Genomic DNA, 3381 nt, shown 5'->3' with positions numbered 1-3381 from the left:
TCTGATGCAACTGTTGCTCGCCCTGCTCACCGGCGTCCTGTTCGCGTCCGGGGTCTACCTCGTTCTGCGACGGAACCTGCTGCGGATGATCTTCGGGCTGGTCCTGTTGTCGAACGCGGTCAACCTGCTAGTCCTGAGCATGGGCCGCGTCGCGCGCGTGGCCCCGCCACTCGTGCCGCTGGGAGAGGAGGCGCCCCTCGAGGTCGTCGCCAACCCGCTGCCGCAAGCGTTGGTGCTGACGGCGATCGTGATCGGGTTCGGACTCGTCTCGTTCGCGCTCGTCCTGGCCTACCGCAGCTTCGTGACCCTGGGCGCGGTCGAGACCGACGCGCTCGGCCCGGAAGATCTTGGAGACCCGACCTCGAGGCCGGCGCCGCAGGACTCGTCTGATCCGACCTCGAGGTCGGAATCCAACATCGTCGTCCTCGAGGGCGAGCCGGCTGTGGCCGAGGTGGCATCGTGACGTGGCTCCTGGTCCTGCCCATCCTGATTCCACTCGTGACGGCGGTCCTGGCGCTGTTTGCGCGGCGGTCCGTTCGGGCGCAGCGCGGGATCAGCGTCGTCGGTGGCGTCGCGCTTCTGGGCGTCTCGGCGGCGCTGATGGCGGCGGTGTGGGAAAACGGGATCCTGGCCGTCCAGATGGGCGGCTGGCAGGCCCCGTTCGGCATCACCTTGGTGGCCGACTTGTTGGGCGCGGTGATGGTGCTCATCACGGCCATCGTGGGGCTCGCGGCGGCCGTGTACTCGCTGGCGACCATCGACGAGGACCGCGAGCGGTTCCACTACCACCCGCTCTACCACATCCTGCTGATGGGCGTGTGCGGCGCGTTCCTGACGGGCGACCTGTTCAACCTGTACGTCTGGTTCGAGGTCTTGCTGATCTCGTCGTTCGTGTTGCTCGTCCTGGGCAACGACCGCGGGCAGGTGCGCGGGGCCGTCGTCTACGTGATGGTCAACCTGGTCGGGTCGCTCGGCTTCCTGATGGCGATCGGGCTGCTGTACGGGCTGACGGGCACGCTCAACTTTGCCGACCTGTCGGTCCGCTTGGCTGAGGTCGACGCGCCGGGCCTGACCACGGCGATCTCGATGCTGTTCTTGATCGCGTTCGGGATGAAGGCGGCCGTCTTCCCGCTGTTCTTCTGGCTCCCGGCCTCGTACCACACGCCGCCGATCGCGGTCTCGGCCATCTTCGCGGGGCTCTTGACCAAGGTCGGCGTCTACGCGCTGATCCGGGTGTTCACGCTGCTCTTTACCCAGGACGTCGGCACGACGCACACCCTCCTCTTGTGGGTCGCCGGGCTGACGATGGTGACGGGCGTGCTGGGCGCCGCGGCGCAGACGGACATCCGCAAGATCCTGAGCTTCCACATCGTGAGCCAGATCGGTTACATGATCATGGGGCTGGCGCTGTTCACGCCGTTGGCACTCGTGGGCGCCGTGTTCTACATCGTCCACCACATCATCGTCAAGGCCAACTTGTTTTTGGTCGCGGGCGTGGCCGACCGACTGGTCGGTTCGTTCGAGCTGAAGAACTTGGGCGGGCTCTACCGGTCGCATCCGTGGCTGGCGATCCTGTTCATCATCCCGGCGTTCTCGCTCGCAGGCTTCCCGCCCTTGTCGGGCTTTTGGGCCAAGCTGATTCTTATCAAGGCCGGGTTCGACGCCGGTGCCTACGTGATCGTGGCCGTCGCACTCGTGGTCGGGCTCTTGACCATCTTCTCGATGACGAAGATCTGGAACGGGGCGTTCTGGAAGCCGCTCGCCGACGGCCTCGAGGTCGCGGCCGCACCGGCTAGCGGTCGGAGCTTGGTGCTGATGGCGAGCCCGGTCGCGGTCCTGGCCGTGTTGACGCTGGTGATCGGGCTGTGGGCCGAACCGTTCTTCGTCTTCGCCCAGGCCGCCGCCGCGTCGCTCCTGGACCCGTCCGACTACGTCGCCGCCGTGCTCGGCCGCTAGCGCCCTCGAGGCCGACTCGCCATGAAGCTGTTCCTGCTCAACATCCTGCTCGCCCTCCTCTGGGGTGCCGTCAACGGCACGTTCGGCGCGGTCCCCCTTTTGGCCGGGTTCGTGCTCGGCTACCTGGTGCTGTTGTTGGCGCGGCCGGCGTTTGGGCCGTCGGCATACTACTCGGGGCTGTGGCGTGGGGTCGGGTTCGTGCTGTTCTACGTCTACGAACTGGTCCTGTCGAGCGTCCGCGTCGCCTTCGACGTGCTGACGCCCAGGCTCCGCGCCGTCCCGGGCATCATCGCCGTCCCGATCGACGCCAAGACCGACACCGAGATCACGGTCCTGGCCAACCTGATCTCACTGACGCCGGGCACCCTGTCGCTCTTGGTCTCGCCGGATCGCAAGACGCTCTACGTCCACGCGATGTACCTCGACGACGGCCCCGACGCGGTCCGTGACGACCTCAAAAGTGACATGGAGCGCCGCGTCCTCCGCCTGTTCCGCCTGGAGGAGCCGGCCGCGCCAACGACAGCGTAGCCGACCCCGAAGCCAAGCCGTCGTCCTCGAGGACGAGTCCGTCAGCCTCGACGCTCGTTTGCTCGCTGAGCAGCCTCGAGGTCGAGTCGTCCTCGAGGTCGCATCGGGACGCCCGATTCACGGTGGGTTCACGATTGGTGCATAACCCGGCACCGCGTCGCGCGTTCCTAGGACCTGCGCACCGCACTGCGCCTCGTCCTGATGACCCGAAGCCGCTCTCATACCACGACGTGCACCCGCCAAGAGTGGCGGGCGGTGTGTGGGCGGACGGTCTGGCTCTACCGGCTGACGCCGCTTGAACGGGACTAGCCCCGTCGACGTCAGTCCTTCCTGATCGGACCCGTGGGGTCCGGTCTCCCTGCGCCTTCTGTGGCGTACTCCGCCGGCCGTCGCGCTGGCGGTCCTTCCTGTAGATCCATGACGAACCGCCCCATCTCCCGCACCTCCAAGCCTGACTCCCGCGTCCATGTCCCTCGCGAAGCGACCTCGAGGCCGGGCCACGCGCCCGCTTTGGTTCGGGCGACCACGCCGCCTCCGCTGCTGAGGATCCCGGTCGACGCTCCCGACTTGGGCGGCGTCCGCCGACATCGATCCTAGCTCCCTTCTTGCCGCATCCCTGGGCGGCCCGCGCTGAACGGCGCGGGCCGTTTTTCTATCTACCGATCTCATGGCCCTGACTCCCGACGAGCGCGACGCCGTCTCCACGATTTGCCTGATGGCCGCCTTGGCCGACGGCCGTACGGACGACCGCGAGCGCGACCGGCTGCGCGGCATCTACGACAGCTTCTCGCCGGAGCGCGACGAGCGCGTCCTGCTCGGAGGCGCCGTCCTCGAGGACGAGGCGGCACGGCTGGGCTCGCCCGGCGCCCGGGCGCTGGCGTACGAGATGGCCGTGGC

Annotated in this window: 3 protein-coding genes and 1 pseudogene; all 4 read left to right on the top strand. The window is 67.7% G+C overall.

What is annotated here, in order from left to right; translation table 11 throughout:
- Positions 1–463, top strand: a 463-nt coding sequence (locus WBA11_RS02475; RefSeq protein ID WP_424519143.1) for a sodium:proton antiporter, incomplete at its 5' end; no start/stop codon positions are given.
- On the top strand, positions 460–1956 hold the full coding sequence (locus WBA11_RS02470) for a Na+/H+ antiporter subunit D (protein ID WP_424519142.1): 1497 nt from the start codon (positions 460–462) through the stop codon (positions 1954–1956). The genes WBA11_RS02475 and WBA11_RS02470, both read left to right, overlap by 4 nt.
- Before the next feature lie 21 nt (positions 1957–1977).
- Positions 1978–2484, top strand: coding sequence for a Na+/H+ antiporter subunit E (locus WBA11_RS02465; protein WP_424519141.1), 507 nt, complete (start codon positions 1978–1980; stop codon positions 2482–2484).
- Positions 2485–3151: 667 nt separating this feature from the next.
- Positions 3152–3381, top strand: a pseudogene (locus tag WBA11_RS02460) (GTPase); the annotation flags it as partial.

The organism is Rubrivirga sp. (assembly GCF_049648075.1).
In the GTDB taxonomy this organism is placed as follows: domain Bacteria; phylum Bacteroidota; class Rhodothermia; order Rhodothermales; family Rubricoccaceae; genus Rubrivirga.
The sequence above is the reverse complement of the archived record's forward strand: the minus strand, read 5'-3'. Positions and strand labels throughout refer to the sequence as shown.